General features: G+C 45.3%; 34 protein-coding genes, 1 tRNA gene and 1 riboswitch. Of the genes, 6 read left to right on the top strand and 29 right to left on the bottom strand.

What is annotated here, in order from left to right; translation table 11 throughout:
* Positions 1-12 precede the first annotated feature (12 nt).
* The 21 genes from MAMMFC1_RS08380 to MAMMFC1_RS08295 form a co-directional block, all read right to left on the bottom strand.
* Positions 13-369, bottom strand: a complete 357-nt coding sequence (locus tag MAMMFC1_RS08380; protein ID WP_197723955.1) for a zinc-finger-containing protein — start codon at positions 367-369, stop codon at positions 13-15.
* Between the two features lie 108 nt (positions 370-477).
* A complete protein-coding gene (locus MAMMFC1_RS08375) occupies positions 478-867 on the bottom strand; it encodes a RusA family crossover junction endodeoxyribonuclease (RefSeq protein ID WP_126308103.1) in 390 nt (129 codons plus the stop codon).
* 199 nt (positions 868-1,066) lie between these two features.
* The gene (locus MAMMFC1_RS08370; protein WP_126308102.1) at positions 1,067-1,333 is read right to left on the bottom strand and encodes a hypothetical protein; all 267 of its coding nucleotides are present in this window, start codon (positions 1,331-1,333) and stop codon (positions 1,067-1,069) included.
* Between the two features lie 5 nt (positions 1,334-1,338).
* Positions 1,339-1,572 carry a hypothetical protein gene (locus tag MAMMFC1_RS08365; protein ID WP_126308101.1) on the bottom strand — a complete coding sequence of 78 codons (234 nt, stop codon included), beginning with the start codon at positions 1,570-1,572 and terminating at the stop codon, positions 1,339-1,341.
* 86 nt (positions 1,573-1,658) lie between these two features.
* Positions 1,659-1,844, bottom strand: coding sequence for a hypothetical protein (locus MAMMFC1_RS21145; RefSeq protein WP_145987627.1), 186 nt, complete (start codon positions 1,842-1,844; stop codon positions 1,659-1,661).
* 34 nt (positions 1,845-1,878) lie between these two features.
* On the bottom strand, positions 1,879-4,101 hold the full coding sequence (locus MAMMFC1_RS08360; RefSeq protein ID WP_126308100.1) for an AAA family ATPase: 2,223 nt from the start codon (positions 4,099-4,101) through the stop codon (positions 1,879-1,881).
* Positions 4,101-5,696 carry a DEAD/DEAH box helicase gene (locus tag MAMMFC1_RS08355; protein ID WP_126308099.1) on the bottom strand — a complete coding sequence of 532 codons (1,596 nt, stop codon included), beginning with the start codon at positions 5,694-5,696 and terminating at the stop codon, positions 4,101-4,103. The genes MAMMFC1_RS08360 and MAMMFC1_RS08355 overlap by 1 nt, the downstream gene beginning before the upstream one ends.
* A gap of 1 nt (position 5,697) precedes the next feature.
* On the bottom strand, positions 5,698-6,177 hold the full coding sequence (locus MAMMFC1_RS08350) for a DUF669 domain-containing protein (protein WP_126308098.1): 480 nt from the start codon (positions 6,175-6,177) through the stop codon (positions 5,698-5,700).
* Between the two features lie 29 nt (positions 6,178-6,206).
* Complete coding sequence (locus MAMMFC1_RS08345; RefSeq protein WP_197723954.1) at positions 6,207-7,337, bottom strand: ATP-binding protein; 1,131 nt, start codon at positions 7,335-7,337, stop codon at positions 6,207-6,209.
* Entirely contained in the window at positions 7,337-8,632 is a 1,296-nt protein-coding gene (locus MAMMFC1_RS08340; protein ID WP_126308096.1) for an AAA family ATPase, read from the bottom strand. The genes MAMMFC1_RS08345 and MAMMFC1_RS08340 overlap by 1 nt, the downstream gene beginning before the upstream one ends.
* Before the next feature lie 24 nt (positions 8,633-8,656).
* A complete protein-coding gene (locus MAMMFC1_RS08335; RefSeq protein WP_126308095.1) occupies positions 8,657-9,175 on the bottom strand; it encodes a hypothetical protein in 519 nt (172 codons plus the stop codon).
* A 157-nt stretch (positions 9,176-9,332) separates the two neighbouring features.
* Complete coding sequence (gene acpP / locus MAMMFC1_RS08330) at positions 9,333-9,566, bottom strand: acyl carrier protein (protein ID WP_174234369.1); 234 nt, start codon at positions 9,564-9,566, stop codon at positions 9,333-9,335.
* Between the two features lie 19 nt (positions 9,567-9,585).
* Positions 9,586-10,071, bottom strand: a complete 486-nt coding sequence (locus MAMMFC1_RS08325) for a hypothetical protein (protein ID WP_126308094.1) — start codon at positions 10,069-10,071, stop codon at positions 9,586-9,588.
* Between the two features lie 5 nt (positions 10,072-10,076).
* On the bottom strand, positions 10,077-10,238 hold the full coding sequence (locus MAMMFC1_RS21435; RefSeq protein ID WP_158618695.1) for a hypothetical protein: 162 nt from the start codon (positions 10,236-10,238) through the stop codon (positions 10,077-10,079).
* On the bottom strand, positions 10,235-10,561 hold the full coding sequence (locus MAMMFC1_RS08320; protein WP_126308093.1) for a hypothetical protein: 327 nt from the start codon (positions 10,559-10,561) through the stop codon (positions 10,235-10,237). Before MAMMFC1_RS08320 ends, MAMMFC1_RS21435 begins: the two co-directional genes overlap by 4 nt.
* On the bottom strand, positions 10,558-10,782 hold the full coding sequence (locus MAMMFC1_RS08315; RefSeq protein ID WP_126308092.1) for a hypothetical protein: 225 nt from the start codon (positions 10,780-10,782) through the stop codon (positions 10,558-10,560). The genes MAMMFC1_RS08320 and MAMMFC1_RS08315 overlap by 4 nt, the downstream gene beginning before the upstream one ends.
* Before the next feature lie 263 nt (positions 10,783-11,045).
* Positions 11,046-11,216 carry a hypothetical protein gene (locus MAMMFC1_RS21430; RefSeq protein WP_158618694.1) on the bottom strand — a complete coding sequence of 57 codons (171 nt, stop codon included), beginning with the start codon at positions 11,214-11,216 and terminating at the stop codon, positions 11,046-11,048.
* 104 nt (positions 11,217-11,320) lie between these two features.
* Positions 11,321-11,950, bottom strand: coding sequence for a BRO-N domain-containing protein (locus tag MAMMFC1_RS08310; protein WP_232035741.1), 630 nt, complete (start codon positions 11,948-11,950; stop codon positions 11,321-11,323).
* 49 nt (positions 11,951-11,999) lie between these two features.
* On the bottom strand, positions 12,000-12,248 hold the full coding sequence (locus MAMMFC1_RS08305; RefSeq protein WP_126308091.1) for a helix-turn-helix domain-containing protein: 249 nt from the start codon (positions 12,246-12,248) through the stop codon (positions 12,000-12,002).
* A gap of 15 nt (positions 12,249-12,263) precedes the next feature.
* Positions 12,264-13,118 (bottom strand): ORF6N domain-containing protein, encoded by an 855-nt coding sequence (locus MAMMFC1_RS08300; RefSeq protein ID WP_126308090.1) that lies wholly within the window; start codon positions 13,116-13,118, stop codon positions 12,264-12,266.
* Entirely contained in the window at positions 13,111-13,374 is a 264-nt protein-coding gene (locus MAMMFC1_RS08295) for a DUF739 family protein (RefSeq protein WP_126308089.1), read from the bottom strand. The genes MAMMFC1_RS08300 and MAMMFC1_RS08295 overlap by 8 nt, the downstream gene beginning before the upstream one ends.
* Before the next feature lie 175 nt (positions 13,375-13,549).
* On the opposite strand from MAMMFC1_RS08295, the gene MAMMFC1_RS22320 reads away from it, so the two are divergent.
* Genes MAMMFC1_RS22320 through MAMMFC1_RS08280 form a run of 3 tightly spaced genes read left to right on the top strand, consistent with a single transcriptional unit; the run spans position 13,550 to position 16,051 of the window.
* The gene (locus tag MAMMFC1_RS22320; protein WP_126308088.1) at positions 13,550-14,353 is read left to right on the top strand and encodes a helix-turn-helix domain-containing protein; all 804 of its coding nucleotides are present in this window, start codon (positions 13,550-13,552) and stop codon (positions 14,351-14,353) included.
* A 6-nt stretch (positions 14,354-14,359) separates the two neighbouring features.
* Positions 14,360-14,776, top strand: coding sequence for an ImmA/IrrE family metallo-endopeptidase (locus MAMMFC1_RS08285; RefSeq protein WP_126308087.1), 417 nt, complete (start codon positions 14,360-14,362; stop codon positions 14,774-14,776).
* 48 nt (positions 14,777-14,824) lie between these two features.
* Entirely contained in the window at positions 14,825-16,051 is a 1,227-nt protein-coding gene (locus MAMMFC1_RS08280) for a site-specific integrase (RefSeq protein ID WP_126308086.1), read from the top strand.
* Positions 16,052-16,162: 111 nt separating this feature from the next.
* Here the strand turns inward: MAMMFC1_RS08280 and MAMMFC1_RS21425 are convergent.
* Positions 16,163-16,259: transfer RNA gene (locus MAMMFC1_RS21425), tRNA-Sec, on the bottom strand.
* Between the two features lie 366 nt (positions 16,260-16,625).
* Between MAMMFC1_RS21425 and MAMMFC1_RS08275 the strand changes: the two genes are divergently transcribed.
* Both MAMMFC1_RS08275 and MAMMFC1_RS08270 read left to right on the top strand, forming a co-directional pair.
* Positions 16,626-18,053: an ammonium transporter gene (locus MAMMFC1_RS08275; protein ID WP_126308085.1), complete on the top strand. Its 1,428-nt coding sequence runs from the start codon at positions 16,626-16,628 to the stop codon at positions 18,051-18,053.
* 36 nt (positions 18,054-18,089) lie between these two features.
* Positions 18,090-18,458 carry a P-II family nitrogen regulator gene (locus MAMMFC1_RS08270; protein ID WP_126308084.1) on the top strand — a complete coding sequence of 123 codons (369 nt, stop codon included), beginning with the start codon at positions 18,090-18,092 and terminating at the stop codon, positions 18,456-18,458.
* Between the two features lie 258 nt (positions 18,459-18,716).
* On the opposite strand, the gene feoB is transcribed toward MAMMFC1_RS08270, so the two are convergent.
* From feoB to MAMMFC1_RS08235, 7 genes are all read right to left on the bottom strand, one after another.
* Entirely contained in the window at positions 18,717-20,564 is a 1,848-nt protein-coding gene (gene feoB / locus MAMMFC1_RS08265; protein WP_126308083.1) for a ferrous iron transport protein B, read from the bottom strand.
* Positions 20,565-20,584: 20 nt separating this feature from the next.
* Positions 20,585-20,803 carry a FeoA family protein gene (locus MAMMFC1_RS08260; protein ID WP_126308082.1) on the bottom strand — a complete coding sequence of 73 codons (219 nt, stop codon included), beginning with the start codon at positions 20,801-20,803 and terminating at the stop codon, positions 20,585-20,587.
* A 152-nt stretch (positions 20,804-20,955) separates the two neighbouring features.
* Complete coding sequence (locus MAMMFC1_RS08255) at positions 20,956-21,912, bottom strand: ABC transporter substrate-binding protein (RefSeq protein ID WP_126308081.1); 957 nt, start codon at positions 21,910-21,912, stop codon at positions 20,956-20,958.
* 275 nt (positions 21,913-22,187) lie between these two features.
* Complete coding sequence (locus tag MAMMFC1_RS08250; RefSeq protein ID WP_126308080.1) at positions 22,188-22,964, bottom strand: ABC transporter ATP-binding protein; 777 nt, start codon at positions 22,962-22,964, stop codon at positions 22,188-22,190.
* Positions 22,965-22,979: 15 nt separating this feature from the next.
* Positions 22,980-24,044 carry a FecCD family ABC transporter permease gene (locus tag MAMMFC1_RS08245; protein ID WP_126308079.1) on the bottom strand — a complete coding sequence of 355 codons (1,065 nt, stop codon included), beginning with the start codon at positions 24,042-24,044 and terminating at the stop codon, positions 22,980-22,982.
* Positions 24,041-24,766, bottom strand: a complete 726-nt coding sequence (gene cobI, locus MAMMFC1_RS08240) for a precorrin-2 C(20)-methyltransferase (RefSeq protein WP_126308078.1) — start codon at positions 24,764-24,766, stop codon at positions 24,041-24,043. The genes MAMMFC1_RS08245 and cobI overlap by 4 nt, the downstream gene beginning before the upstream one ends.
* A gap of 443 nt (positions 24,767-25,209) precedes the next feature.
* Positions 25,210-25,392: riboswitch (cobalamin riboswitch) on the bottom strand.
* 49 nt (positions 25,393-25,441) lie between these two features.
* Entirely contained in the window at positions 25,442-25,777 is a 336-nt protein-coding gene (locus tag MAMMFC1_RS08235; protein ID WP_126308077.1) for a hypothetical protein, read from the bottom strand.
* A gap of 145 nt (positions 25,778-25,922) precedes the next feature.
* On the opposite strand from MAMMFC1_RS08235, the gene MAMMFC1_RS08230 reads away from it, so the two are divergent.
* Positions 25,923-26,324, top strand: a complete 402-nt coding sequence (locus tag MAMMFC1_RS08230) for a helix-turn-helix domain-containing protein (RefSeq protein ID WP_126308076.1) — start codon at positions 25,923-25,925, stop codon at positions 26,322-26,324.
* The last annotated feature ends 4 nt before the right edge of the window (positions 26,325-26,328 follow it).

Below are 26,328 nucleotides of genomic sequence, written 5' to 3'. Positions count from 1 at the left end.
GACTTTCACCTCTCAAATCTTGCAGCCACTGCAAACCTCTACAACCCGCTTGCAATCCTCCACGCAAAACATCCCAATATGAGTTTCGTTTCGTGGTTTCCCTAACTGCTCGGCAAGCCATTTGTAAGCCCTATGACGTTTCATTTTTCCTGACTTCCATAGCGGGTCAAAGCTTGCATGAGCCTTTATCTTCCAATCTCGTAATTCCGCATTGGCTAAGATTCCTAACGGCTTATCCGTCCCCTTATGCACTCCTACCCAAGCATTACAGTCCTTGCAGTAGTAGACCATACCATAGCTTCTGCCGTAAATACATGCGCTGTCTGTATATATCGCAAGATTGCCGCAGTATTGACATATTACATTCAAGTTATCCACTCCTACCTATATACCAATTACCGAACATCTTTTCGCCTTACCACGGGGCTAAAACAGGTCAAATAATGCACATTAGGGGTAACCCCACTACCGGCTTTTTCACAGCTTTTCAATCCGAACATAAATTCCCGGAACATCGGCCCAGAACTTTTCTGTGATTTCACTCGCTACTAATGCGTCATCTTTCCAGAAACCGAGTTCAGTCATAACGTCTTTGAGTAGCTTGATCATGTTATCGGTATCGGGCTTTGTGGTCTTGTACTCTCCGTTTTTGTGAGTACCTCTGGGATAACACCATTTTGTAACAAGCCGCGTTGCTCCAGTATATTTATTGGCCGGCACATGTTTTGCGAGATAGGCGGTAAACTTTTGCCGGGCATCCTTTAGTTCATCCGGTTCATAAAACACTGGCTTGCCATTTACCACGGATACTTTCTTTTCCTGATGTGTAACCGTTGGTAACTGCATGGCTATGAAAAATTCAATCATCAATATTAGCTCTTTGCCAGATATTTTTTATACGTTTGCCCGCAATGCTTACAATATCTAACCTCAACCTGATATTTTGTTATGCTAGTCCCATAATTTGAAGCGTAAAAAACATCTTGCGCATCTTCTTTTGTGTATTGATCTATCACTACATATTCGCAGTAGCTATGATTGCATTTTTCTCTAAGAAAACTAAACATCAATAGTACCATCCTCTTTCTCTTTCAACCGCATCCCGCGGTTCTCTAAACTCAGAATTGTAATTGTCTGTGATAATGTCTCTATCCCGAAATGCTTCATTCAGAGGTTTCCATGTCTTTGTTGATTCAAGAAAAACATCGTACTCATCAATATAAGCGCTGTCACAATCTCCTTCCTCGAAATAGACTATAATTTCTGACATAGCATGTAGATTAAATTTACTGCTATACCCAAGATCGCCGGTTTTTTTAGATCTAACCTTCACATATTTCACTCCTCTGGTTCATAATCTATTCCTTGCCACTTGCCGGCTTGAGAATCAAAAACAACAGCACCAGAATTTTTTATGTTGTTCCAAACATAGTTTAAAATTTCCGGACGTTTAGTTAGCCATTGCATTACTTCGCTATTTTTTATATCAAATTCTTTACCTTCGAACGAATGTTTTAATGGCGGTAGTAATTTTGCAACTTCTAAATTTTTACTTATTTTTCTCTTTCTCACTTACTTACATCTCCTTCCATTTGATTGTAGGTTTGAAAAAAAATTCTTTTGTCAAGGAAAGGGAAAAGTAGTCGTCGTGCGAAAGCTTAACGCACGACTTCTTTTTCCCCTTGATCGTGAGGGAAAAGCGCAATTATATATTTATAATATATAGGCGCGTTTCCGATTCGGAAAAAATCGATATTTTCTCGACTTTTTCCTGATAGTAAAATCTCGATATTTTTCTTTTTTCCGAATCGGAAAAAGTCGATTTCTTTATCGATATTTTCCAAATCAGAAACAAATTATTTTCTCGATATTTTCCTTTTACTTTCCTTTTTTAAAAACAGCTCCTTGATTATCGACTAAAAAACCACCATGTTCTTTTAGATGATTTTTTACAGTTTTTTCAGTTACGCTCATGTATTCCGCCATGCCTTTCACAGTCGGTTGACCATTAAAACCGGCTGCTTCAAATGCACTTTCAAGGGATGTTCCGCGTGTTTTTTTACCTTCTGCCGGCGTTTTTCTCTTTTTGAAGTTCCTTTTCCACGCCGGCTGGTCCCCGTCCGCCTCCACGTCCTTGAGTACACCAATGGTATCCACGTAGTGAGCCGGGTAATCAAACCACAGATTGACCGGCTTGAACTTCGGGAACTCCCGCAGCGTCCCTTCGATGCGCCAGGCTGTACGCTGCCGTACCCGTTGCCGGGCAGGATGTACAAAGTGGTTTATCATTTCGATGTACGCTTCTCGCAACAAAACTCTGTTGCAATAGTCCAGCATGGTCTTCTCGCTGCATTGGTCGTCCTGTGATACATTATCCTCCCAGGCAGGGTAATTTGCCTCCAGAAACGCCACGCAGGCGGCGCTGACAGCCTTATTTTCTTCCTGCTTATAAAGCTCTTCTGTTATATCCAACTCAATCAGGTCAATTAGTGCGTCAGGGTCCCTAGCGAATACGCCAGAACCGGAAGCCCGGTCCATGGACCGCTTGCCGCCCTGGGCGCCCTTTGAGTGATGATGACAGTAAATTACCGCGCAGCCAAGCTCTGTGCATACCTTATCAAACTGATTGCAGAAGTTGGCCATCTGATCGGCGCTGTTTTCGTCGCCGGTGATAACTTTATAGATCGGGTCAATAACAATGGCAATATAATTTTTCTTAGCAGCACGCCGGATGAGTTTGGGGGCCAGCTTGTCCATGGGAATGGATTTGCCTCTGAGGTTCCAGATATCGATATTACCGACATTTTTCGGCTCCCATTTTAAAGCTTGGTATACATCCTTAAACCGGTGCAAACAGCTGGCCCGGTCCAGTTCTAGGTTAACGTACAGGACTTTCCCCTGCGCACAAGCCCATGATAGCCATTTTTGGCCCTCAGCAATGGCGCAGCATAACTCTATAAGCCCAAAGGACTTCCCCGCCTTAGACGGCCCGGCAATCAGGATTTTATGCCCTTGCCGAAGGATACCGTCAATTAGAGAGGGCGCCAGCTCCGGCAGATTGTTCCATGCATCCGCCATACTCTCTGGTTCCGGCAAATCATCATTGACGCTTTCAATCCATTCTTTCCATTCGGTAAAATTGGCTTTGCCTATATTGGTATCTACCAGCCATTGCTTATGGCCGTTCCGTATTACGCCCGGCATCCTGGATAGCCTGGACGGGTTTCTGTTCTGTGGGTCAACCTCAAGTCCGTTTTTTTTGCAAATAGAATACAAGTAGTCAACCCGCTTGCGATATTCTTCGTAGCTGCCGGCATCAATCCGCACAATGGCATGTAGGCTTTTCCCGCCGGAATGAACCAGGCAGGCTACCGGCAACTCCAGCGCCCGGATGATTTCATTCTGTTTTTCAATTTCCATATTGTCCGATTCAACCAGCGAATACCTAAAATCCGTTACATTATCATTTTTACAACCCTTACCGTCCAGGGGGTTAAACCGTATCCAGGCCCCGCATTCGGGTTTGTAGTCACCAAAAACAAGGCCGATATCGTCGTCACAAATATTGAGTTCTTCAATGAGCTGGCCGGCGGTACGGTCCCAGTTTCCTTTGGTGGGCAAATATTTATTGTCGCCTTCCTTTTGCCAGGCGCTGGTTACATAGCCGACATTCTCGGTGCTGTCAAACAGAGTTTCCAGATAGGTTACCAAGTCTTTTACCGGGTCCCAGGTTTCTGGCTCGGTAACCTCCCGGCCCTCCAGCCAGTTTTTATCAATAATAACTTTATCGTCTTTACCGATAGTATCATCCCAGTCAAGCTCATAGTCTTCTTTCCGGCTGGATGGCTCCCAGCCGCCGGCTTTTGCCATGTCAACGATTGTGCCGCCGGTTACCGGCGTATTTGAGCCATGAAAGCTGGTCCATTTTTTGAAGCACTCGCCTGACCGGTACCGGGCAGAATCACGCCGGCTCCAGTTATCCCAGTCACTGGCCGTATATCCTTCCAGCTTGAGCGCCATACCCACATTTACCCATTCCTGGTATGACAGGTTGGCGGGGTCAATATATTCCAGTAATGGCAACAGGTCAATTTTATCCATTATGTGTCACCACCAGGGCGATATTCATTAGGAACAATGCCAGAAGGGATGTGCCAGCCATTGGCCGCTATCCGGTCAATCAAGCGCTTGGCATGCTCAAATTGCCAGGTACCGACGTGCTGAAAACCGCGACTTTCCAGGAACCGAATTTGCTTTGGCGTAGTAAGTCCCTCTGATCGGCGCTTGTCCAGCCTGTCCAGCAGCTTGGCAGCCTTGCCGGCATTATCGATTTCATCCGGGAATATGCCAAGCTTTTCAAGCGTGGCAATTTGCTTTTCACTGGGCGGCGACATTTCCCATCCGAAGGACGGAACATATCCGGAAAGGTCTTCAGCCTGGATCGACATTTCGAACTGCAGCGGATCGACAAGTTTGCGCTTTCGTTTCTTCATTTCCGCCAACTTCTTGGCCAAGGCCTCTTCCCGGGCTGCCACCACATCGTCAGAGGCTTGTTTTTCCACAGCCTCTATGTCTAGTGGGCAGGGGTCGTTCTCTATTTTTTCTGTCATCTTCTGGGCGATTTCTTCAGTGGTAGCAATCAAGTGAGCTGGCCGGCATAGCTCATGCCGCTCCATATGCCAAAGGAAGTCCAGAATCAATAAATCTTCTTTCCTCGGGGAAAGCCTTGTCCCGCGTCCCACCATCTGACAATAGAGACTGCGTACCTTGGTTGGCCGGAGTACAACGACGCAATCTACGCTTGGGCAGTCCCAGCCTTCCGTGAGTAGCATGGAGTTGCACAGCACATTATATTTGCCTTGCTCGAAGTCTTGCAGCACCTCGGAGCGGTCCATGCTGTTGCCGTTCACCTCGGCAGCCCTAAGGCCAAGGCCGACTTCGTTTAAGATATCTCGGAATTTCTGGCTTGTTTTTACTAGCGGTAAAAATACTACGGTTTTGCGGTCGCTGCAGTATTTCAGCATTTCCTGCGCAATCTGATATAGATATGGGTCTAATGCTGTGTCCAGGTCAGCAGCTTTAAAGTCGCCGTTTTGCATGCCTACGCCGGTTAAATCAAGTTTCAGGGGGATAGTCTGAGCCTTAATCTTGCTCAGATACCCTTCTTTGATAGCACGCGGCAGTGTATATTCATAGGCTAGGCTGTTAAAGTATTGTCCAAGGTCCCGCATGTCGCTACGGTCTGGTGTTGCGGTTACACCCAATACTTTTGCTTCATTGAAATACTGCAAAACATTTTGATAGCTGTCCGAAATGGAATGGTGCGCTTCATCGACAATGATGGTGTCGAAATAATCTGTATCAAATTGCTGCAGCCGCTTTTCTCTAGTTAAACTTTGTACCGAGCCGACAATAACCCGGTACCAACTCCCTAAACAACTTTGTTCCGCTTTTTCTACCGAACAGATAAGGCCGGTAGCTTTTTTTATTTTATCTGCCGCCTGCTCTAATAGCTCGGCACGATGAGCCATGATAAGGACTCGTTCACCTGTTCTTACACATTCTTCGGCGACTTTGGCAAACACTATCGTCTTGCCCGTTCCTGTGGGCAGCACAAGCAGTGTCTTCAAATTTCCCTTGTCCCACTCACTGAAAATCGCTGCCTTAGCCTCCTGCTGATATAACCGTAGCTCCATATCAGAAAGAGCCGGGCTTAAAGTTCTTGCCGCTTGCGGGCTGAGTGGCTGCCTCAGGCTCAAGGAATCGTTTCACTTCATTGTAAGTGTTGCCGTTATGTTCTCGGGTGCCGATCTTGGCCCGGCCTTTGGCGCCGATCACTTTAGACCAATTCATTTTTAATTTCTCACCATGCTTTTTCTGGCCGATTGCCACGAAAAATGCACTGACCATTCCTTCGGTTCGGCTGTGTAAAAACAGGTTATGACTAATAACAGCAGTTCCTTTTTCGGTTACGACTTCCAGCTTCAACTTCGCCTGGTTGCATGCCGGCAGCTTGTCGCCGCCATTGTAGCGAGTGCGCTCAAATTCCTTGACGGTAAATTCGTACTCACCTTCCGGCAACATAATAAAACTAGCACTATCCTTCTCTATCTCATCATCCCAGCCAAGTTCCCTATCATCCGTGATATCGGTCCCTATGGAATTAAAAATTGACATAATCATTCTCCTCTGCTATAAATTATTATTTAAAATGGCATTTCTCTTTCTTGCTGAATCATGGCAATTACCTGTTCCCAGGCCCCCACCAGCACACCGTCAATAAAACTTGTGTCATAGTTTTGAAGTGGCGTATCCTTAGGGTAGTACCCTTTCATAGATACGACATTCTGTATTTCGCCCACGGTGACATCATTTGCCGCCATCAAATCGGCAAGTGATTTTGGTAGACCTTCTAAGTCCGGTTTTTTCTGTTTTAGTGGACCGGCGGCCGCCACCGCTGCCGCTGAGACTGGCGGCGCTGTTTGTGGCGGAGTGTCGGGCTTAGCTTCCTTCGGTGGTTTCGTTTCAACAGGGGCGGCAGCAGTTGAAGCAGTAGAGGCAGGCTCCGGTTTTGTCTCTGGGTTTAGCTCTGCTTTTGGCTCACCATCAATATGATTTGGTATGCAATAGGCAATCTGGACATACTCAAAAGGCAATTCCGGCTTTAGATCATGCCGGTTCTTGGCATCCCAGCAGGGGTGGTGCTGGGTATGCATGACACGTGATCCGCCTTGCGCCTTTTTCTTTTTATCTACCTCGACGACATATTGCTTGTAGTTAACAAAAAGAACCATGTCGGCCCATTCCTTCACCAGTGCGGAAGTTTGCCCTCCGGTTTTATTACCGAGTTTTAATTCATATCGGTCAAAGCTACCGCATTCATCTGGCAATTCGAATTTGCGGATGGTTGTATGCGCCGTCAACACAACATTGATACCAGCCTCGATTACGTCACTCAGGAGATTTAGGAAACGGCCAATTTCTTCTTTTACAAAAACGTATCCTTTGCCATAGCCAAAATCCTCAATTCCCTTTTTGTCATAAGTCGCGCAAATATGGGAAATGCATAACTGCTCGGCCCAGTCCACTGTATCAATGACCAGTGTTTTGCAGCAACCTGGCGTAGTCGCTACCTGCTTAATCATTGATAGCAGCATAGTCCAGCTACTGGGGCGTGGGAACCGTGCCACGTTCATCAGGTTTGTGCTGCCCTCGGTATCAATGAATACCGGCTCAGGAAATTGGGAAGCAAATGTAGACTTTCCAATTCCCTCCGGACCATACACGCAAACTTTCTGAGCCTTAAATACAACGCCGCGTGAAATAGTAAGTGCCACTAGAATTTACCCCTTTCCCAGGTATTTTTTGGTTCCGGCATGACCGGCGCCAATTCTTCTTTGATATAGCCATCTTCAATAATTATGGCGCACTCGTTTTTTGAGGTGGTAACGCGGGTGGCAATGACCTGCAGTCCTTCGGTTTCCAGCCAAGCGCCGAATTCTTTCAAGGTGTCCATATCCATTTGCTCCAACTTATCGATAAGAACAAAACCGCAATTTGGATTTAGCTTCCGAACAATAGCGGTGGCAACTTTAAGTTGCTCGGATCCGCTCATGTTGTCCCATTTGAACCCTTTATAGACTAACTCACCGTTTTCAACGGACAGATCTTCCAGAGGAAGCTTGGCGGTTTTTAGAAGATCGATCCGATTCTGTCGGACCTTTTCGATTTCTGCAGTTAGATCGTTATATTGATTATGGTAATCCTCGGCGTCGATTTCGGCTTTTCCTTTATCGTAGTTGGCCCGGACTTTGACGTTAATGGCGTCAATATTGGCAATGCTTTCTTCTAGTTCAGTTGTGCTTTCATCAATGAGGTCTTGAGCAGATTTATGGGCGATTTCGAGGTCGGAATAAACGCTATTTTGCTCATTAATTAATTCATCTAACTTACTTTTTAAATCACTAATCGTTTCACCTAAAGTTTTATGTCTATTCCTCAAATACTCAATGTTATCGCGTTTACGCTGGTTCTCGCCGTTCCGGGCCAAGATATCCTGCTGTTTTTTGATGAGTTCAGAAGCGGAAACCAGTTCTTTGGGCGCCTCCGGATAGCTGGTCATCTCAGCAGCGAATTTTTTCTTTTGGTCGGCAATTCGGCCGATCTCGGTACGGCGGTTATATAGCTGGGATTCTTCCACATCTAGGGCGTGGAGCTTATCGCCTACGCCGATAATTTGCAGAAGAATATTTGCTTTTTCTTTGCTACTGGCTTTCATGAACTTGGGAAGGTCCAGGGCTAACTCTTCAATAAATTCATCCAGCAGTTGCTGGCCGCTCTTGTTTCCCTGCGGATCGATAACCTTCAGGGCACTGTTGACGCCTTTACGCTCCACTACAAGACCGTTGGATAGAACGGCATGCAAAATGGGATCTACCATGGATCCTTCTCGCTTTGCATCTGAAGGCTTAAACTTGTTTCCACCAAATAACCAGGCGACGCTATCCAATATAGAGGTTTTACCCTGGCCGTTTTTGCCGCCTATGATAGTAAGCCCCGACGGTGTCGGTTCCAGCCTTACGGCTTTAACCCGTTTTACGTTTTCAACTTCCAAACTATTGATTTTTATCATATTAAACTGCTCACTCCCTTTCCTTTACGCCAATAGATCAAGGCATTTAAAGTCTTCCTTGTTTAAACGTACAGGCGTAATCACGTGCATGCCGCCGGCAGCTATAGGCGTATCGCTGCGCTCCGTTTGGCGAAAATTAGGAATGTCTTTAAACATTTCAATATATTTGCGTTGAATTCCAACGTATTGACTTAAATTATTTTTATACAACATAATGTCGTCGGCATCTACGATGCATAAATTACATGAAGCAATCACGTTGCCTGGGCTTCGCATAATATTGAAGTAAAGATTAACTTGATTTTCTGATACCGATTTATCTTCACAAAGTTCTTTATCGGCCAGCAAATACCAAACTCCGGTTTTCTTAGCTTCCAATTTGCACTGCACTTTCCAGAACTGATCGGGGTTAAGATTAAGGATGTAATTTGATGTAATGAGAAGAAAATTTTCCTCATCGTGTTCTTTGCCAATGCTTTTAGTGAGCCGTGCGACTGTATTCACATTGACCAATTTGCGGATATCATCACACTCGATAGACATTTTTTATTCCTCCGTTTTCTTTTCTTTAAATGCTAAGCAGGGCAATTCCGCTCCAGACAACAGCATGGCACGCTTCTGACACCACAATCTTTTGCGCCCTAACTTTTCGCGCTGGCCCTCTGCCGACACACAAAATAGGCAGAGGGCGCAAACTTGTCTATTTGCCATATGAATTCTTTTCGATCACGCTCACCAGAGCCCCAACCGTCCTGTCACTCCCGCACAACTCGCTATCAGGAATATCAATACCAAATTCAACTTCAATATCTATTACAATTTCAATAGCGTCCAAGGAATCCGCGCCCAAATCATCGGCATTAGTTTCGGGGGTAATATCATCCGGATCCACGCCGAGTTTATTGGCAATAATTTCTTTAATTTTCTCAAACACAATACATACCTCCATATTCTTAAACCTGATACCGTACCATTAACAAACCGGTCAATTCCACTGGCCCTGTATATTCGTCGGTGGCAATGTACAGCTTAACCCCATCACGGTTTTTAATTTTAACTGGCTTGCAATGCTCGCAGATATACTGACCATTACCGATAGGGTATAATCGTACTCCAGATATCAGGGACCGCTTTTTCTTTTTGGCCAAACGATTTAAATCGGCTTGAGCTTCGTCAAAACTACCGCGCCATTCGGTAGACCGATAACCGTGGCCAGAAATGGATTTTTCAGGCTTTCGGTAGAACGTTTTGAAAGTGTTTCCACCTATACCTGGCCGGACGAAATACTGCCAATCACGCTCATCCTCGTAGGCTTTCACGAACCGGCAGGGCGAATCTTCGGGATGCGGAGTACCGGGTATTCCAGGACATACTGTTTTTGGTTCGTCCATTTGAGGGCACATGCAGCAGCGGTGCTCAAGGTATTCATGTTTCTGCAAACTATTCACCTCCTTCCACTGGTTCCATGCGACCAGTTCGGCGGTATGTACTGCTCTATTGCCACCTGTAGTATTTCAGCGAAGCCGCTGGTTGCGGATTTTGGCTTGGCCGGATATATTGGCTGTGCTGGCCGGTCAGCCGGTTGCTGGACGGGTACCGGTTTCATTCGAATCGCCCATGCCGGCACGGCTGCTGGCTATTGCATGGCTCGGGACATTTCACACAGCAACGACTTTTCTGACATTCGTTGCCGGGAGCTGCTGCCGGTTTAGCGGGATTGCTGCAGAAACTTAAATCAGGCGTAAGCGATTCCTCGCAAGGTTTTAGTAGTTTACGGTTAACCAATCGACGCCGCGTTTCTTTTTCGGCCATAATTTCGACTACAGCCGCTGCAGACCAGGGGATCGCTGGGTCTTTCTGATTAAAAACCTCCGCCAGTTTTTGAAACAGTGCATACGCTTCATCGGATATGTCGATCTCCAATTTCATGGGATTGTGCTCCTTTCCGCTTCTTTCTTTCCAAAGGCAATACTGGCACACTCAATCAGATTTTTTGGAACAGTACACGCATCTACCGTCTCACGGAGTAGATACATGATCAACTGTACCTGTTCGCGCTTTCTGGAAGCGCCGTCAAGAGTAAATAGAATAGACTGAATCAATGTGCTTGTAACCTGCACAGCATTTTGAGCTTCTTGGTTTGTGATCATTAGGCGTTCGGCTCCTTTCTGACAAATTGTTACAAGGTTTTGTTGGTTTGTTGTCGAATTATTATCTCCGAAAGGGGGTGAAGAGGTGAATATTATGCGACCAATTCAAGTTTTTGAAATTAATTGCCATAAATGCAATAAAATTGCATTTAAATTAACACCATCAAGTCTAGGTGAAACTTTCAAATGTCCGGTTTGTAATGAGGATTTAACTCAGCGGATTACTAATACTGCAGAAGCCGTAAAAAAGTACAATGCCTTGATTAGTTTCTTTGAAACGACTGAAGTGCGAGTTTTTGAATAGCAATTTGTTGTTCCAAGTATTTCATTCCGTTATCATACTCTGCAAAAGCTATCTCTTCTCCATTATCAAAAATAAATTTAAGTGCTGGAAGTCTTGCCTCTTTAGGAGGCTTTTCTTTTTGCTCCGTCATATTTCTCACCTCGCTTTCTCCGCCTCGGGCGGGGTTTTGTTTAGGCTGTTTGACTGCCGATCATTCCGGGTGTTCGGAGTCTGGCCGCGTAGTCAGCCGACCTTCTAAACTAAATACTTTCCATACATCATTTCACTCACCGATACATTCAACCCAAACTTCTCCACAATTCCCATCAGGTTCACTGTATCGGCCAGTACCTGCTGCCGCTGGACCAGCATTTCTGGTGTCATTTGGTCCTTCTTGAGCATCTTAGAATGGCCAAACATCGAAGAAACGCATTTGTTTGTGATTGTGTTGGCTTTCATGAAATCCCGTGGTACCGGTTTTTCAAGCGAACCGTTAAGCTTTGCCATAGCTTCCCGCTGGTGTTCTTTGTCCAGCATGCGGAAAATTTGGAAGCCCTCAATGCCGGAGGATTGGCGGAGGGTTCGAAGCATATCGAATACCCAACGCTTAAAATCTTTTGCTTCTTTCTTGCGACTCTCGAATACTGTTTCATAGATGCCGTATTCACTAACGATTAACATTTCTTGTATGCCGCCGAGTGTGTGAAGGGGGTAATTTGAAATGACCTCCTTGGGTAAACGCTGCTTTACGCCTTTTGCAGATAATTCCATTGCCTTTGCTACATCGGCCAACACCGCCCACCAGTCGTTAGGTTCTTTTTCCACAAAACGTATTTTGTGACCGTTCCAGATTTCAGTGCGGATATTTGTGGCTTTATTACTCATGGATCCTCCTTTCTGCTTGTCCGGTTTTATGGCAGCCGAGATTAACCGCTTAGCCCCCTATTACTCGCAACTTGCCGTATTGATTAGCAGCTTTGGATGTACTTTGTATTTGCTGATTCGCAAACCACTCGTCAAGCATGTCTTTACAAGTAAAATAGCGCCCGCCGATTTTCGTAACAGGCAATGTACCGGCTTTTGCCATGGATCGAAGTTTGCCGTAACTGACTTTGCCTTGAAAGTATTCAGTGGAGGCTTGTTTTAATGTCATGGGCAAGTTGCTGCTAGGTGTTTCAGGCATTATTTTTACTCCTTTCTAAGCTGATTGTTTAGATAATAATTTCAGTACTGATTCATTCCAACGAATTTCATAACCTGAATGGCCATTACGTGTATAAGGTATAATCTCACCGAGATCTTTACCGGCATCGGTTAATTTGTATGGCTGTTTTTTGTCGTCTGATTTCTCCATCAGCCCTGCAGTTATTAGTAACTTATTAATTGTTTTAGGATCAGGCTTGCCGGTCTTGTACCGAATGTTTAATCTTTTCGCTATTTCGGTTGCTGTTAAACGTCCGATTGATTCCTGCTCGGTCGCTGGCGCAAGCCGTTTTATGTCCGATAAATCAAGGCCAGTATTTTTCTCCGCAGCAGCTAAACATTGCATTTCGGCCATATTGGGTTTGACGCCCCACCTAGCTATCATCAAATCTGCAAGCGCAAAGGCATCTGCGGCCGCATCGGTTAGTGGCTGTAGCTTGATTACCTGAGCTTGCTGTTGTTCCTTTAACTCGAAATAGTCTTTTTCGATAACGTCCCACTGCTCCCAGGCGGTTTCATCGTCCATGATTTTTAACAAGCGAACATAGCCACGCTGAGAAAGTAAATAGATATGTTCGGCTTTGGCAGCTTCCATCTTGGTGAGGAAATTGTTATCGACCAGATGGATAACAATTTGAGGATGTTGTTTCATGTCTAAAATATGTTCGCCGTCAATAAAACGATTACGGTTACGATTAATAGCAGCATTTATGTGAATAACTTCCTTACCATGAATTCCAGCAATGCTTTTAACTAACATCGCTTTCTGATCTTCGCTGAAGCCGCCAAAAATATTAGGAACCCCGATGCCGAAAAGACTTGTTTTGCCCTTAATAATCAAATTACTCATTAATAACCTCCTTTAATTCCGAATCGTTTTGTTCAGTTTTCTGAACTTTTAGGGTAAAAAAATATTTGTCAACTTCTATTCCTGGCAATCCCAATAAAGCCATCGAATCCAAAATTTCTTTTTGAGTAAATTCTGAGAAATTATTGAGTTTCAAGCTTAGTGAAGTACGAGATATACCTAACTTTTTAGCAAAAGCTTCTTGTGTTCCAAATTTCTCCTTAATTTTGCCTTTCAATTTATTATATAAGAAACTCAATTTTTAAAACACCTCCTTGAGTTTGGCTTTCTGAACTAATTAAAGCATAGCATACACCATAAAACCTTGCAAGATCGTTTTTTTGATTTTCTGAACTTTTTTTATTTCATAGCTTTAAAAATGTTGCGTTTTCTGAACATCGTCTGTATAATTGGATAAGAAGGGGGTTAAAGCTTTGGGCAACTTTCATGTAAGACTACAAAAAGCTATGGATAGAGCCAATATGAAACAATCGGAATTAAGTGAAAAAACTGGAATTGGTAAATCTTCTATCAGTCAATATTTATCAGGAGATTACGAACCAAAGCAAAAAAATATATATAAATTGGCAACTGTATTAAATGTTGCTCCTAGCTACTTATTAGGTTATACTGATGACCTTACTAACTATAACGACTTTGATTTAACTGCAGAATTACAAGGGCCTGTATTAGACCATTTTGACGGTAATATAAAAAAAGCCCTCGCATTTCAGAAGGCCGTCGCAGAAGATGCACTAAAAGAAGATACTTCTAGTCCTTCCATAAATAGGCATCTAATTTACGAAACAATTGACCCGTCAGAAGCAATAGCGAAAGTAATTAGTTCAATAACTCCGGAGGGCATTGAGCTTTTCCCCGGTGTGGGGACACTCTCGAGAGAAGTACTTCTTAAACACATACTTTCGCCCGAGGAACAAGAGGCATTAAAGCTTGCGAAAAATAAGAAATATACGGATTTAGTTAATCGCAATTTAGAAGAACACACTCAATCTAGCACCCCCCTTCCACCTCTCTCTTCCAAAGATGAACGTGAGATTGCTAAAGATCTTGAAGCTATGCTTACCTCTCTTGATGATAAATCTGGTATGGCTGCATTTAATGAGCCTGAAGATGAAGAAGATAGGGAGTTACTTAAAGCAAGCTTGGAATATTCTATGCGACTTGCTAAGCAAATTGCAAAGAAAAAATTCACTCCTAAAAAGCACCGTAAGGAGTGAGTTTTTTTGGATATCAAAAAAGACGTAGAACATCTTATTGGGAGCCATAATACCAATAATCCCTTTATCATAGCGAATAATTTAAACATTATACTTATATACTCCGATATGAAAAACACACTCGGCTTTTTTAATAAATACAAACGCAGTAAATTTATCCACTTGAATAATAAAATTCCCGATAATTTAAAGAATTTTGTTTGTGCTCATGAACTGGGACATGCTATACGACACGCTGATATGAATACTCCATTTCTCAAATCTCATACATTATTCTCAACTGACAAAATAGAACGTGAAGCAAATACTTTTGCTGTAGAATTACTTATGCCGGACAGCTTAGTAAAAAAATCGGAATGCAGTATATATTTGCTGGCTATGGCTCTGGGAATTCCGGGGAAATTGGCTGATCTTAAAAAGTGAATAATCGCTTATAAAACAACAATAAGTTTAATTAAAAGGAGGATTTTAATGGCAAATATCACCCCACGTGGGAAAAACTCATATCGAATCACTATTTCCGGTGGTACTGATTTAAGTGGAAAGCGCATCATGTATCGCCGGACAATAAAAATCCCCGGCGACCCCGAAAGCGAAAAGCATAAACGCGAACTAGAAAAGCAAGTAGCCCTTTTTACGGCAGAGGTTGAAAAAGGTACCGTAACAGACACTGAGAATATCAAGCTTAAAGATTTTATTAATAATGTTTGGAAACCGCTTCATGTTGAAAGAAAAAAATTAGCGCCCAAAACAGTCTGGCGTTATGATCAACTACTTGAACGAATATTATTTTCACTCGGAAACCTGCGATTAAAAAATATTAAACCTAAATCTATTATGGAATTTTTGAAAAATCTAGAAGAACCGGGGATTCGAAAAACCAAAACTGAATCGAAAAAGGACAAACCATTATCTCAGCAGACCATCCTACACCATTATCGGCTTCTACATTCAATCCTTGAGAAAGCAAAAGACTGGCAATACATTGTAGTTAATCCAGTATCGTCGGTTGAATCGCCTAAAATAAAGAAAAGCATTACCAAAGGGTTTTCTGAGGCCGAAACGACAATCCTACATAGAGAGTTGTTAAAACGTCCCGTCCGCGATCAGGCACTAATCCTGCTTACGCTTTCTACTGGTTCGCGCCTGGGTGAAGTACTCGGATTGACATGGCCAAGGGTGGATCTTAAAACTGGAGAAGTCAATATTGAAAAATCTTATCAATATGTTCCCAAGTTTGATCACTTCGAAAAATTGCCTAAAAACGAGTCATCCATCAGAAAAGTTACTTTACCAAAGCCGGTAATTAAGTTTTTAGAAAAACTCAAAGCCGAGCAGTCTGCTCAGAGATTATTTTTAGGTCCTAAGTGGATAGATAAAGATGATGCCGTCTTTACCACATATCTTGGCACCCGTCTAAAGCCGAACACGTTAAGTACTGCGTTTCCCAAGTGGGTTGAAAAAATGGGACTACCTCATGTCACATTTCACGGTCTTCGACATACTGCTGCCAGCTTGCTGATTAAATACGGGGCATCCGCTGCAGAAGTATCTAAGCTATTGGGACACTCAACTATTGGTACCACTATGAATATTTATGTCCATTCTTTCGATGAAGCAAGCAAGAATATGGCTAACAAAATGAATTCTATCCTCTTTAACAAGTTATCAAAAAAGACTCAAAAAAAGCAAAAGTGATTTTATTTTTTTGCCCCACTGTTCCCAATACTGTTCCCAATGCCCTTTTCCGAGTTGGGAACACAATAAAATAATCTGCAGCTAAATGCTGCAGATCCGCTATTTCTCTATTGGCGGGAGCGTGTAGGAATCGAACCCACCCAGGACGGATTAGCGCCCCGCGAACGGTTTTGAAGACCGCAGGGACCACCAGGCCCCATCCGCTCCCATATGTTTTATCGGGACTATTCATACAGTATTATATATTAACATAAAATTCACTAAAATACAATAAATTGCGGCAGTTGTATTCTGGTAATCTACAAAATGCCATTCTATCTCGCGGTTTTGTTTTCCCTGAGCGGACAACTAAATAAAAATTTGTCGAGAGGATATTTTTGGTTGACTTCAGCCCTTCTCTCTGTTATAGTATGACTATAATTTATATTCGAATTAGGCAATGACGCCTTCGCAATTTGCGGAGGCGTTTTGTGTTTATTTTTCTGTGGGTAAGGACAAAGGCGTCCCGAGAATCTCAGGGCGTCTTTGCTTTTTCCAAATATAGCAAATAATAATATAAGGAAGGGGATTTTTTATGAAAAAAGTATGGGTAATTCTTGGTTTGGTTCTCATGTTGGCCGTCTTACTGGCGCCAGTGGTTTTCGCCGATGAGCAACCTGCCGCTGCTGCTGCCGAAGCAGCCAAAATCGATACCGGGGACACTAGTTTCGTTCTTATTAGCGCCGCACTTGTCATGATTATGACTCCCGGTTTGGCCTTATTTTACGGTGGCATGGTAAGAACTAAAAACGCTTTGGGCACGATCATGCAAAGCTTTTTTATCGTAGGACTTATATCGGTTCAATGGGCGCTCTGGGGTTACACCCTGGCTTTTGGTCCCGACATAAACCACTTAATCGGCGGTCTGGATTGGCTCGGTCTGAATGGTGTAGGGCAAGATCCAAACGCCGACTATGCCGCAACCATTCCGCAACTGGCATTTATGATCTTCCAGGCGATGTTTGCGGTTATAACTCCCGCTCTTATTACCGGTTCCTTTGCTGAACGTATGAGGTTTCCTGCTTTTGTTGTTTTTACTCTCCTTTGGGCAACCTTCGTTTATGATCCTGTTGCCCACTGGGTTTGGGGTGTCGGCGGCTGGCTGCGTGAACTTGGCGTTCTGGATTTTGCCGGCGGCACGGTTGTACACATTCTCTCCGGCGTATCGGGCCTTGTAATCTGTCTAATGATTGGCAAACGTAAAGGATACGGCACCGAAGTTATTATGCCGCACCACCTGCCAATGACTGTTATCGGCGCATCTTTGCTGTGGTTTGGCTGGTTCGGGTTCAACGCCGGCAGCGCTCTTGGCGCTAATGGCCTTGCTGCCAGCGCATTTATGGCAACTCACTTCGCTGCTGCCGCCGCTACTGTTTCCTGGGTATTCACCGAATGGCTGCATCACGGCAAACCTACTGTTCTTGGCGCCGCTTCCGGTTGTGTGGCCGGTCTCGTAGCCATCACCCCCGCCGCAGGTTTTGTCAGCGCCATCCCCGCCGTCATCATTGGTATTGGCGCAGGCATAATCTGCTATTTGGCGGTTGCAGTTGTAAAAAGCAAACTGGGTTATGACGATTCTCTGGATGCTTTTGGTGTTCACGGTGTTGGCGGTACATGGGGAGCTCTCGCTACCGGTCTCTTCGCTTCCAAAGCTGTTAACCCCGCCGGCGCCGACGGCCTGTTCTATGGCAACGCCGGTCAGTTGACCAATCAGTTAATCGGCGTCGTAGCCAGCTGGGTATTCGCCGCTGTTATGACTTTCATCATCATCAAAATAATCGGCATATTCATGAAAGTACGCACCGATGCCGACCAGGAAGTTCAAGGTCTTGATCTTACTGAACATGGCGAGAGAGGCTACGCATACCAGGATATCACGACTGGATCGCCTGTCACCTTTACGGTTGGCAACACCGGCCTGGAAAGCGAAACGACACTTGCCAAAAAGACAACTTTGGCTTAAACTGAAATTAAATCACTTGTTAAAAGGGGGATATGCATGAGACCGATGACAAAAATAGATATTATCACCCGCCCGGAAAAACTCGAAGAACTGAAAGAAGCCATGAATCAGATCGGGGTTACCGGCATGACGGTAACCCAGGTATACGGCTGTGGTCTTACCAAGGGTCACAAAGAGGTATACCGGGGCCAAGAATACAATATTAATCTTGTCCCGAAAGTAAAAATTGAAATCGTGGTTTGTGAAGTCCCGGTGGAAAAAGTGCTGGAAGCCGCCAAGAAAGCATGTTATACTGGCAAAATCGGCGACGGCAAAATCTTTGTGTACCCTATCGCCAACGCTGTGCGCATTCGTACCGGTGAAGAAGGCGATGTTGCAATTATGGATCGCCCGGTGGATAAATAAACATACTGGTGTAACAGAATACTGACGTAACAGACCCCAGGCGGTAACGCCTGGGGTCTAGTAGTTTGTTGTAATGCTGGTTTTAAGCTTTAACTTCGCATGTCCTATGCTCTTTGCATTTAGAACAATTGCCGCTGCACTGGGTAAGCAGGATCTTGTTGCAGCGGGGACAGCGGATGGTACCCGCTTCACTGACATATTTACATTGTGGACAAATGACTTTATCCATTTGTATCTCACCTCACGGCTGGTACGGTGCTACATCACGATTCTGGCCACAATGCCGCCGATCACGAAGGCAAATATCCAGGAACTTACCCAAATGAGCGCTCCTTCTTTCGTGCCCCGTTCTTTCAACATGACAATCACGGAAGCAATGCAAGGTACAAACAAAGTGATGGTAACTAAGGATACCAGCGTTTGCGCCGGCGTTAAATCCATGTCGCTCAATCCGGCAGCACCGAAGTCCCGGCGGATCATTCCCATGATAAAAGCGGTAGCGGTTTCACGGGGCAGATAGAGAATTCCTTCTGTGAGAGGCGCCAATGCCAATTGAATACCTTCCAGAAGACCTGATATCTGGAGAACGGAGATAATGAGGGCTCCCAGCATAAACAACGGGGTTGCTTCCAAAAGAAAAGCATAGGATTTAGTTACTGTTTTCTTGAGGACGTTCTCGCCTCTCGGCAACCGGATAGGCGGCAGGTCAATCAGCAGGTCGGAAGACTCTCCCGGTAGTACCTTGTTTAATATTTTACCGACGAGACCCAGTACGGCAAGCATTACGACAATATAAACGGCAATATATTGCGGGCCGATTCCAGCCAGCATACCGGCGATAACACCAAGTTGCGCCGAGCAGGGAATAGCCAGGCCAAGCACGGCGGTAGCAATAGTCCGTTCCCGTTTGGTCCCCAGAATACGGGTTGTAATCGTTGCCATGGTTACGCAACCGAAGCCAAGAATGACAGGGATAATCGCCCGCCCGTTCAGGCCAATGCTTGTCATTACCCGGTCTACCAGAGTGGCCAAACGCGGCAGGTAGCCGGAATCTTCCATGATCGAAAGGGCAAAATAGAAGCCGACAACCAAAGGCAGCAATAGTCCCAGTATATATGTCACAGTAAGAGTTAAAAGCCCGAATTCCCCAATTAAGATTGTGCCGAGTACGGATTCTTCACTGATAAAGGCTCCAATCAGGCTCCGTATCGCCGGTTCATACATTCCCTGCATAACATTTTCTTCGGTAAACCCGACAATGTCCTGAGCTACGATAACACCAATCAGGTAATACATTAGATACAATACAAAGACGAAAATCGGGACACCGGTTATGGGTCTTAGCATATACCGTCCCAGTTTGGTGCGAAAACTGGTTCCTTCATTGGTTTCAGCAACTGTGTGCCCAATGATATCGTTAACCCGGTCGCGGCGTTGGTGATAAATCTCTTCGCGCTTGTCACCGGGCTCTATGCCATGACGCTCGGCCACATGAGGATCACCTTCCAGCACTAAGAGCGCCTCGGCCCAGGAGCCAATCCGGTTAAGCATACTCTCCAGTTCTTTCTTTAAATCCGGCGGTATATTTCCTGTCCGGGCTTCAAACAGCCGCTTCTTTACCTCTTCCACGCCTTGGCCTTTTACGGCAACGGTTGGGATAACAGGTACCCCTAAAAGATGCTCCAACAGGTCTATGTCTACTTTTAATCCCTGCTGCGCGGCTTCATCCGTCATATTAACCGCTACAATAGTAGGAATACCGGTATCAATTACCTGTAAAGTCAGAAATAAATCCCGTTCCAGGTGCACGGCATCTACTACGTTTAAAATAAGATCTGCCGATAAAATTACATCTCGCGCCACAATTTCTTCATCGTTAAATGACGAGATACCGTACACCCCCGGGGTATCCAGCACTATATCCCTGCCGTAACGCCCGTGGGATATATCAACAGTAGTTCCGGGAAAGTTGGATACATCCACGTACATACCGGTTAAGGCATTGAAGAATACGGATTTTCCTACGTTAGGATTGCCGGCCAGTACGATTTTTCTGGCGCCTTCCGGTATGGGAATGTTGCCCAGACAATTATGACAGTGATGCATATTTCCTTCCTTTCTTAATTTTAAGCAGGGCGCACTTCTATATTCTCAGCCAATTTACGTCCAATGGCGATTTCCTGCTTACCTTTACATACCACCACGGGACCGGCGGGGAGTTTTTCATAACACTCTACTTCCGCCCCTTCGGCAATACCGAACCGGATAGCCTGGGCACGGACAGTGGGATTAGGAATGGCTGCAATATATAAACGTTGACCGCGTTTGGCTTCTGCTAGTTTCATAGCTATTTCCTCCTTTTACTAATTATGTAATGATAATCATTATCGTTTATTGGGTCAAAAATAATGTCAACCGAATCATTGTTCAATTGACACTTATTCTCAATATCATTATAAATTCAATTAACGTGAATTGTCAAGTACGACTTACAGCTTTACTGTTTGAAAAGTTCGGGATAGATTTTTGTTGCCAGTTCTTCCGCACCTGCTGCCAGCCGGAAGGTAGGACTTGACACCAGGCTTTCCTCGATGATATAAACTTGCCCTTCCCGCACGGCCTTAATTTTATCAAAACCGGGACGTTTTACAATGTTCTCGACAGAAATGCCGGCGTTCATCGGGCCCCGCTGGGCCAAGTACACATCAATTTCGTCAGCCTTCATTAAGAGACGCTCGACGCCGTAGGTCGCAATGCTGCTGCCCTCTTTAATCATCGTCGCATCAGCAGCCACGTTAATTCCACCGGCTAATTTAAGAAGAACCGCCGTCATGCTGTCATTTGTGATGGTCCGGTACTCAGTGGCGGTGGATTCAAAATAAACTTTCTTCTGAGCTGCCGCTCTCTTGGTAATAGCCGTAATATCGTCAAGCTTTTGGTGGAAGGCTTGCAATCGGGCAGCGGCCTCCTGCTCCTTGCCTGTGAGCATGGCCAGTTTTTTAATATATTCGTCAAATTGGTCAAACTTCTCCGGGTAGAGGCATACAACCTTGATATTGGCATTCTCCAGCGTCTTTACAAAATCAGGATGGCTTTGCACAATGAACGGGCGAATGATTACCAGGTCCGGTTGAGCGGCCAATACTTTTTCCGGGTCGGCCCGATAGTCGAATACCGGTTTTTTTAAAGCTGCCGGCGGGTAGGACTCGGTAGTGCTGACCCCGATTATTTCCTGGTCCAGGCCTAGGGCGAATAAATTTTCAGTATGAGCCGAGTATAGGGAGATGATCCGTTTGGCCGGTTCTTTGAGAACAATTGTTTTGCCCAGGTCATCGACAATCTTGATACCGCCGGTTTCCGCAACCCCGGCAGTTTTATTGGCTGCGCCGCAGCCACCGACAATCAGACCGCAACAAAGAACAGCAGCCAGGAGCAGCCAAAATCGTTTCTGCATAGTATAGCCTCCAAACAAAAATGTCGTATATCTATTCAGATTATCAAATGCCTCGAACTATTAAGACAAAGGAACCGGAACCACAGAGACGCAGAGGACACAGAGGGACACAGAGAATGGATAACCAAGAGCGTTGAAAAACATAAATAATTATCCCTCCGCGTTCCTCTGCGCCCTCTGCGCCTCTGCGGTAAAACGTTCTCCATTTTCATTCCTTGTGGCGCCCAATATATTGGCAGAGACGTCTGCTTAGAAATAGCCAAACAGTTAAACGTTTATAGTTCCGACACCACTGCCAGTCCGCATTCGCCTGCCCGGATTGCCCTAATTTTGAATACGTCGAGAATCAATTCAGGGTTTAAAATTTCTAAGGCCGGGCCGTATTTTACCAACCGGCCGGCGCGGAGCACTGCGGTATCTGAACAAAAAGAACTGGTCAGATTAAGATCATGCATGATGGATATTACGGTCAGGTTTTGTTCCCGGCATAGTTTAGCCAGGAGAGTAAGGCATTTGATGCTATAGAAAATGTCCATATTGGAAAAGGCTTCGTCCAAAAGCAAAATCCGCGGCCGCTGCGCCAAGGCCTTGGCCAATACGACACGTTGCCGCTCGCCGCCGGACAATTCTGTGATCAGGCGGTTGGCAAAAGGCAAGGTATCTGTCTCTTCCATCGCCTCGTATGCAACCTCATAATCTTTCGCCGCCAGAGCCTTCAGCCTTCCTTTATAGGGAGTCCGCCCCATCATCACAATCTCCAGACAGGTGAAGGGAAACCGGATCTCCACATTTTGCGGCACTACGGCAATATGCCGGGCCAATTCCTCGATGGTAAAGGAACGTATATCCTTCCCATTGATAATAATGCTGCCGTTACTGGCCTGCCGCTCCCCGGTAATCAGGTTAAGGAGCGTAGTTTTACCTGACCCGTTGGGCCCGACAATGCCGCAAAAACTAGCTTGCTGCACGCTAAAACTAATATTGTTCAGTATACTGGCAGTCCCATAACGGAAACTTATATTTTGCATTGCGATTGCTGCTGCGTTATTCATTGGTGCGCCGCTCCTCTACTGCAGCGTCTTGTTACGCTTGCGGAAGATATATACGAAGAAAGGGCCGCCCAGCAATGTGGTCAATACTCCTACAGGAATTTCCACATTTGTGGCTGAACGGCCGAAAGTATCGGCAGTCAATAGCAGTATCCCGCCGGTTAGACCGCACAAAGGTATGAGTACCCGGTTATCCGATCCTGCTGTCATTCTCAGCATATGAGGCACAATGAGGCCAACAAAACCGATAATGCCGCCGATGGCCACGCATACCGCAGTGATAAGCGCTCCGGCGGCAAGCAGGATATTTCTGAGTTTGCTGCTGTCAATGCCCAGGTTGCGGGCTTCCCGGTCACCCAGCGACAAGATATTGAGATCCTCAGCGTAGTAAAAGCAAATAAAACAGGCAATGAATATCAGGGGAAAGCCGTAAAGCACATGTTCCCAATTCTTGGCGGCCAGACTGCCGATCAGCCAGGCGACAATGGCTGAAACCTGCTCGCCGGCTAAACTCTTGATCATGCTAATGGCAGCCGATAAGATACTGCTGACAATGATACCGGCAATTACCAGATTGGCGGAAGAAACGTAGCCTCCTACCCGGGCGATGGACATGACCACCAGCAAGGTCAGCACCGCGCCGGCAAAAGCGAATATGGTTACCGGCAGATTATCATGGGCAAAGATATTGAGATAAATGGCGATACTTGCGCCAAAAGCCGCCCCGGTAGATACACCCATGGTGTACGAGTCGGCCAGAGGATTCATCAATAGGGCCTGAAACACAACTCCGGCTACGGCCAGACCCCCTCCTACCGCAAGCGCGCAGATAATGCGGGGCAGCCGGATATCCCAGACAATGGCGCTTTGGGCGCCGGCCAAATGACTGTAGATCTCTTGGTTTCCGGTTAATTTGCCGAATATTATGGTGGCTACGTCAACCACACTAATATCGGCCCGGCCAAAAGTCACCGACGCGATCGCCAAACCGAGAGCAGCCAACGTCAATACCAGACCGATGGTCAGTGCCTGCCTTTGTTTCCTGACAATCTCCTGCGCCAGGATATTTGCTTTTTCATTCATGCCAGGGCATGCTTACTTACTTTTGAGCGTTTGGTCAGTATAGTTGACAGGTAATTCACTTTTTGATCGTTTACGGCTCCAGAGAGGTCGTGAAAGATTTCTTCGCCCTCAAGACCGCATTTGGATACCATAACAGCATTTTCGGTCATGCCATGCTTATTCAGCTTATCAACAATCTGGGCGAAATTTTTGTACACCTTCATCAGCACCACATTGTCGGACACTTGCAAAACCTGTTCCAAGCGTTCTTCGTCGATAGTGGCGGGAATAATGCTGAGTATGTCGCCGCCTTCCGCTAAAGGCACACCTAACCGGTTGCCAATGGCGCAGAAGGAGTTGACACCAGGAATGTTCACGATTTCGTGGCCGCAGTCTTCAAGCAGCCGAAAAACATACATATAAGTGCTGTACAGCATGGGATCGCCCAAGGTCAGAAATATTACCTTCTTCCCGGCTTCCAACAGTCCTAGAATAGTATTCTTGTTATTCACCCAGGCCTCCGAAAGGGCCTGAGCATTGTAATTCATCGGAAAAACCAGTTCCAGTATCTGTGTATTTTCCTGAATGTACGGCTTTGCGATGGTAAAAGCAGTGCTCTCGTCTTTTTTCTCCGTGCGGGGCGCAATGATAACATCCGCCGCTTTGATTGCGTTGATGGCCTTAAGTGTTAATAACTCCGGATCACCGGGACCAACGCCTACGCCGTAAAAAATACCTGCCATATGATTTTTGCCTACCTTTCAATAAAATCGAACTATTCACCCATAAGACGGGAACTGCTTATAAACCGTCATTTGCGTCGTTACTCCTGCGGTCCTCACTCCGACCGTTCTGGCCTAGTTAGCCTTTCCTTAAGTAGTCTGTGCGGACCACCAGTACGCCTCCGTGAGGTCCCCGCACAAACTACTATGCTAAACTAACAAAATCAGAATCGTCGTCGTGCCTAGTCGGTCTGACTATGTTTACTCAGCAGCACATGAGTTACCATTCACAATATGTTTTATGGTATGCAACGGTATCTAACGATTTCTAAGCAGTTCGTGGCATTACACAACCTGAGTAATTATAAATAAAAAATCCCTGTCTCACCGGTAAACCCAGCCATGACAGAGATCAGCGTGCGAAATTCACATGCGAATCCCCTCCCCATCGCTCGTGGGTAATATCGGTGATTGTCAAACAGGCAGTTCTTCTGACTTAGGCTCATTGCCGTCCTGCGCCTTCCCAAGGTAATTACCTTCAGTGGCCTGTTGCAGTCGGCTCCCCATCACAGCGGCGGGACCGTGCCGGTTTTTTTTACCGGCTTCCCTATTAAGCCCAAACGGGCACCTGTTCCATATTGTGTTGTCTTTTATTTTATGGCAAAGCCAACGAAAAGTCAAGAATAACCGTATGTATTATCCTTTACACGTGTATCCCCGTGAGTTGCGGGGAGAATAAGCTGCTCCCCAAGCGTTGAAGCCGTTTCTGAGTTTCGCAATAGCGGATTCAAGGTAAAGAATTTGCTGCATATTGTCGATCATATCCGCCCATTCCGCCGCTGACAATTCGGTTCGTGATTTTCCTTCCGTTAGAATCGCCCGCATGGAATCCACACTTTCCAAAGACTGCGACATTACTTGCCGGAGTTTATTTACCGCCGCCAACAAATCCCTGCCCTGTCCATTGTAATCACCTTCATCACCTTCATGAATCATCGCCGGTTTTTCCGCCGTATCGCTATTATAACACATTAGCATGACCTCATTTCTTTTTGCCAATATTATAGCTGGAAAATAACAACAAGTCAATTACTACCAGTTAACTATCCAAAATAATTTTACCTTCAGTTAACAGGATTTTAACGATTTTGCGGCCAACAACAAAACAGGTGATGCAATGACATTCGGTGAAATAGTAAAAATATCCAGAGAAAATAAAAGACTAAGCCAAGAAGATGTATCCAAAGCCATTGAAAAAAAGTATGGTGTCCGCTTGTCCACCTCTTATCTTAGTATGATCGAGACCGGGATGCGAACGAATTTAACCGTCAATTTGCTCAACGCCCTTTTAGACTTTTTCAATTTGCCTTATACTGCCGCCGCCAGCTTATTTAGCCGTCTGGAATCAATCCCGGAATATAGCCCGGGCAGGGAACCGGCGACAGTTGTACTTGAGTCAAAAGCACCTTTTCCGAGCAATACAGATAATCAAATCGCAATTGACGATTTGCCTTCTGACGCCAAACGCAGTCTTAATGATTTTTATGAATTTCTGCTGTATAAATACAAAACACGCTGAGAAC

Source organism: Methylomusa anaerophila, from assembly GCF_003966895.1.
In the GTDB taxonomy this organism is placed as follows: Bacteria; Bacillota; Negativicutes; order Sporomusales; family Sporomusaceae; genus Methylomusa; species Methylomusa anaerophila.
The sequence above is the reverse complement of the archived record's forward strand: the minus strand, read 5'-3'. Positions and strand labels throughout refer to the sequence as shown.